The sequence below is a fragment of the Falsiroseomonas oryziterrae genome, assembly GCF_021864505.1.
GTDB lineage: Bacteria > Pseudomonadota > Alphaproteobacteria > Acetobacterales > Acetobacteraceae > Falsiroseomonas > Falsiroseomonas oryziterrae.
This window is the reverse complement of sequence record NZ_JAKJIB010000411.1, coordinates 1-3,123: the sequence shown is the minus strand read 5'-3', so window position 1 is coordinate 3,123 and position 3,123 is coordinate 1. Positions and strand designations below refer to the sequence as shown.

The 3,123-nt window shown below is 74.4% G+C and carries 5 protein-coding genes; 2 read left to right on the top strand and 3 right to left on the bottom strand.

The annotated features are described in order from the left end of the window. The 3 genes from L2I40_RS21140 to tsaD form a co-directional block, all read right to left on the bottom strand. Positions 1-187, bottom strand: a 187-nt coding sequence (locus L2I40_RS21140; RefSeq protein WP_237217167.1) for a hypothetical protein, incomplete at its 3' end; no start/stop codon positions are given. A gap of 208 nt (positions 188-395) precedes the next feature. Continuing rightward, complete coding sequence (locus L2I40_RS21135) at positions 396-689, bottom strand: hypothetical protein (protein ID WP_237217165.1); 294 nt, start codon at positions 687-689, stop codon at positions 396-398. A gap of 10 nt (positions 690-699) precedes the next feature. Next, the gene (gene tsaD, locus L2I40_RS21130) at positions 700-1,740 is read right to left on the bottom strand and encodes a tRNA (adenosine(37)-N6)-threonylcarbamoyltransferase complex transferase subunit TsaD (RefSeq protein WP_237217163.1); all 1,041 of its coding nucleotides are present in this window, start codon (positions 1,738-1,740) and stop codon (positions 700-702) included. A gap of 58 nt (positions 1,741-1,798) precedes the next feature. On the opposite strand from tsaD, the gene hemC reads away from it, so the two are divergent. Further along, on the top strand, positions 1,799-2,854 hold the full coding sequence (gene hemC, locus L2I40_RS21125; RefSeq protein ID WP_372491092.1) for a hydroxymethylbilane synthase: 1,056 nt from the start codon (positions 1,799-1,801) through the stop codon (positions 2,852-2,854). Continuing rightward, positions 2,847-3,123, top strand: a 277-nt coding sequence (locus L2I40_RS21120; RefSeq protein ID WP_372491091.1) for a uroporphyrinogen-III synthase, incomplete at its 3' end; no start/stop codon positions are given. The genes hemC and L2I40_RS21120, both read left to right, overlap by 8 nt.

Genomic DNA, 3,123 nt, shown 5'->3' with positions numbered 1-3,123 from the left:
CGCCGACGGCACCGAGCCCGCCTCCGATCAGCGCGCCGGTGCCGGCATTGCCCGACAGCGAGCCGACCGCCGCGCCGGCGCCGGCGCCGAGCAGCCCGCCCGAGACAGCGCGCGAGCCGGGCGAACTGCCGCAGGCGGCGAGCGCAAGCGAGATGGTGACGACCAGGGCGAGGGGCTTCCGTCGCATGGGATGTTCCTTCCGCATCTGCGGCAGGAACGCGCGGTCAGCCGATTGGATGCGAAGGCGGATGCGCCCGGCTCAAAGCGCCTGTCGAAACCGGGGCGGGCTCCTGGGCGGCGCCGCGGCTTTGCCGCGGCAACGCAGGGAAACTGCCTGGAATTGGCGCCTATGACGGGGCCCCCGCGAAGCCGCGAAGCGGTCTTGCGGGGAGTTCTCAGCGGATCGCCTCCACCAACCGGGCCGCCTCCTCCAGGACGGCGCGGCCGAGCGGGCTATCTGGCGGGATGTCCGGGCCTAGCAGGGCCATCGGCGGCTCCGACAGGCGGGTGGCGACGGCGGTGCGGCCAGCCTCGCCGGAGGCGCGGATCAGGGCACCGAGCGCCAGCCGCCTGACCAGGCCATAGGCTTCCTGGTCGAGCTGCTGGCGGCGGATCGTCATCAGCAGGTCGGTGATGTCGGTCAGCGTCTCGCGCAGGTCCTGGCTGCGCATGATCGGGGACTGGGCCATGGGGGGTCCTTCAGGCGGCCAGGGTGTCGAGCGGCCAGCGCGGCCGGGGGGCGTGGTCGAGCCCGTCGAGGAGGCCGGCGCGCAGCCGCTCGATGCCGGCCCAGGCGACCATGACGGCGTTGTCGGTGCAGAGCCGGATCGGTGGCGCGACGAGCGGGAGTCCGGCGGTTGCGGCCACTTTGGCGAGGGCCGCGCGCACCGCCCCGTTGGCAGCCACCCCGCCGGCCACGACCAGCGCCGTGGCGCGGGGCAGCAGAGCGAGCGCATGCCGCGCCCGGTCCGCCAGCACCGCGGCGACGGCGGCCTGGAAGCTCGCGGCGAGGTCCCGCCGCCCGGCCTCGTCCAGGCCCTTCGCGACCTGCTGCGCGACCGCGGTCTTGAGGCCGGAGAAGGAGAAGTCGCAGCCTGGGCGGCCGAGCAGCGGGCGGGGCAGCGGGATGCGGGCCGGGACGCCGCCCTGCGCGAGGCGTTCCAGATGCGGCCCGCCGGGCCAGGGCAGGCCGAGCAGCTTGGCCGATTTGTCGAAGGCCTCGCCCACCGCATCGTCGAGCGTCGTGCCCACCCGTCGGTGGCGCCCCACCCCCTCCACCGCCACGCACTGGCAATGCCCGCCGGACAGCAGGAGCAGCAGATAGGGGAAGGGCAGGCCGTCCGCGCTCACCGACGGCAGGCGGGGCGATAGGGCATGCGCCTCGAGGTGATTGATGGCGAGGTAGGGGATGCCCTGAGATGCGGCGATCCCCTTGCCAAGCGTGGCACCCACGATCAGCCCGCCGATCAGGCCCGGCCCTGCCGTGGCGGCCACGGCGGCGAGTCCCGCAGGCGTTGTCCCTGCCTCGGCCAGCACGCGGCGGACCAGGGCGGGCAGGTGGGCGAGATGCGCGCGGGCGGCGATCTCCGGCACCACGCCGCCGAAGGGGGCATGGTCGGCCAGTTGGCTCAGCACCGCCTCGGCCAGCACCGTGCCGTCGGCGCGCAGCACCGCCGCGGCCGTCTCGTCGCAGGAGCTTTCAAGGCCGAGGACGAGGGCCGATTCCTGCAGTTCCTGCATGGGTTCCCGCGTTCCGGGCACTTTCGTGGGGGGCATGGGGCCTATATGGAGCGCCACCATGTCGCTAGCCCATCCGTCGGGCCCCGCCCATCCCGGCGCCCATCCCCATATGCAGCACGGCGCCCCCCGTGCCGCAGCCGAGGCGCATGTGAAGCCGCATATCCGGGCGCTGCCGCTCCGGGTGGGCACGCGGGGATCGCCGCTCGCGCTCTGGCAGACGCGCCACTTCCTCGGGCTGATCACGAAGTTCTGCCCGGTGCTCCGGGACGCCAAGGCCTTCGAGGAGCACGCGATCGCGACCTCGGGCGACAAGATCCAGGACCGGCGGCTGGCGGATGTCGGCGGCAAGGGGCTCTTCGCGAAGGAGATCCACGAGGCGCTGTCCGATGGCCGCATCGACTTCGCGGTGCACAGCCTGAAGGACCTCGAGACCGAGTTGCCGCCCGGCATCGTGCTGGCCTGCACCCTGACGCGGGAGGACAGCCGGGACGCGCTGATCCTCGGGCCCGGGTCGAACGGCGTGGACCCGGCCGATCCCTGGGCCTGCCTGCCCACGGGTGCCGTGATCGGCACCGCCTCGGTCCGGCGGCAGAGCCAGATCCTGCATGCGCGGCCCGACCTGAAGGTCGAGATGATCCGCGGCAACGTGCAGACGCGGCTGGCCAAGGTGCGCGCCCCCGATGGTCCGGTCGCCTCGCTCCTCGCGCTGGCCGGGCTGCGTCGCCTGGGGCTGGAGGAGGAAGCTGCGGTGGTGCTCGATCCCGAAGCGATGGTGCCGGCGGCGGGCCAGGGCATCGTCGGCGTCACGGTGCGGGCCGACGACGTCGAGCTGCTGGACCTGCTCTCCGCCATCGAGGATGCCGAGGCGCGCGCCGTCTCCACCGCCGAGCGCGGGCTGCTCGCGGCGCTCGACGGGTCCTGCCGCACGCCGATCGGCGGGCATGCGCGGCTGCTGCCGAACGGCGAGCTGCACCTGACCGGGCTCGTGGCGCGTGCCGACGGGTCGTTCCTCCTGAAGCGCACGCTGCATGGCGCGCCGAAGGATGCCGCGCGGATCGGGCGCGAACTGGGCGAGAGCCTGCGTCGCGACAGCCCGGCCGATATCTTTGGCTGACCGCGACGCCGTGCTCGTCACCCGGCCGGAGCCGGGTGGCGCGGAGACGGCGGCACGCGTCGCGGCGCTGGGCTGGACCCCGGTGGTGGCGCCGGCGCTCGTCCTCAATCCGGTTCACCTCGAGCTCCCGGCCGCGCAGGCCCTGCTGCTGACCAGCCGTGCCGCGGCCCGTGCCCTGCCGCGGCCGGTGCCCGGGCTGAAGGTGATCGCGGTGGGGGAGGCGACGGCGGCGGAAGCCCGCGCCCGGGGCTGGGCGGATTGCCGCGCCG

What these genes read in the sequence shown, in the direction of transcription:
- L2I40_RS21135 (WP_237217165.1), bottom strand. Translation starts at nt 689, where the DNA reads ATGGCCCAGTCCCCGATCATGCGCAGCCAGGACCTGCGCGAGACGCTG.
- tsaD (WP_237217163.1), bottom strand. Translation starts at nt 1,740, where the DNA reads ATGCAGGAACTGCAGGAATCGGCCCTCGTCCTCGGCCTTGAAAGCTCC.
- hemC (WP_372491092.1), top strand. Translation starts at nt 1,799, where the DNA reads ATGTCGCTAGCCCATCCGTCGGGCCCCGCCCATCCCGGCGCCCATCCC.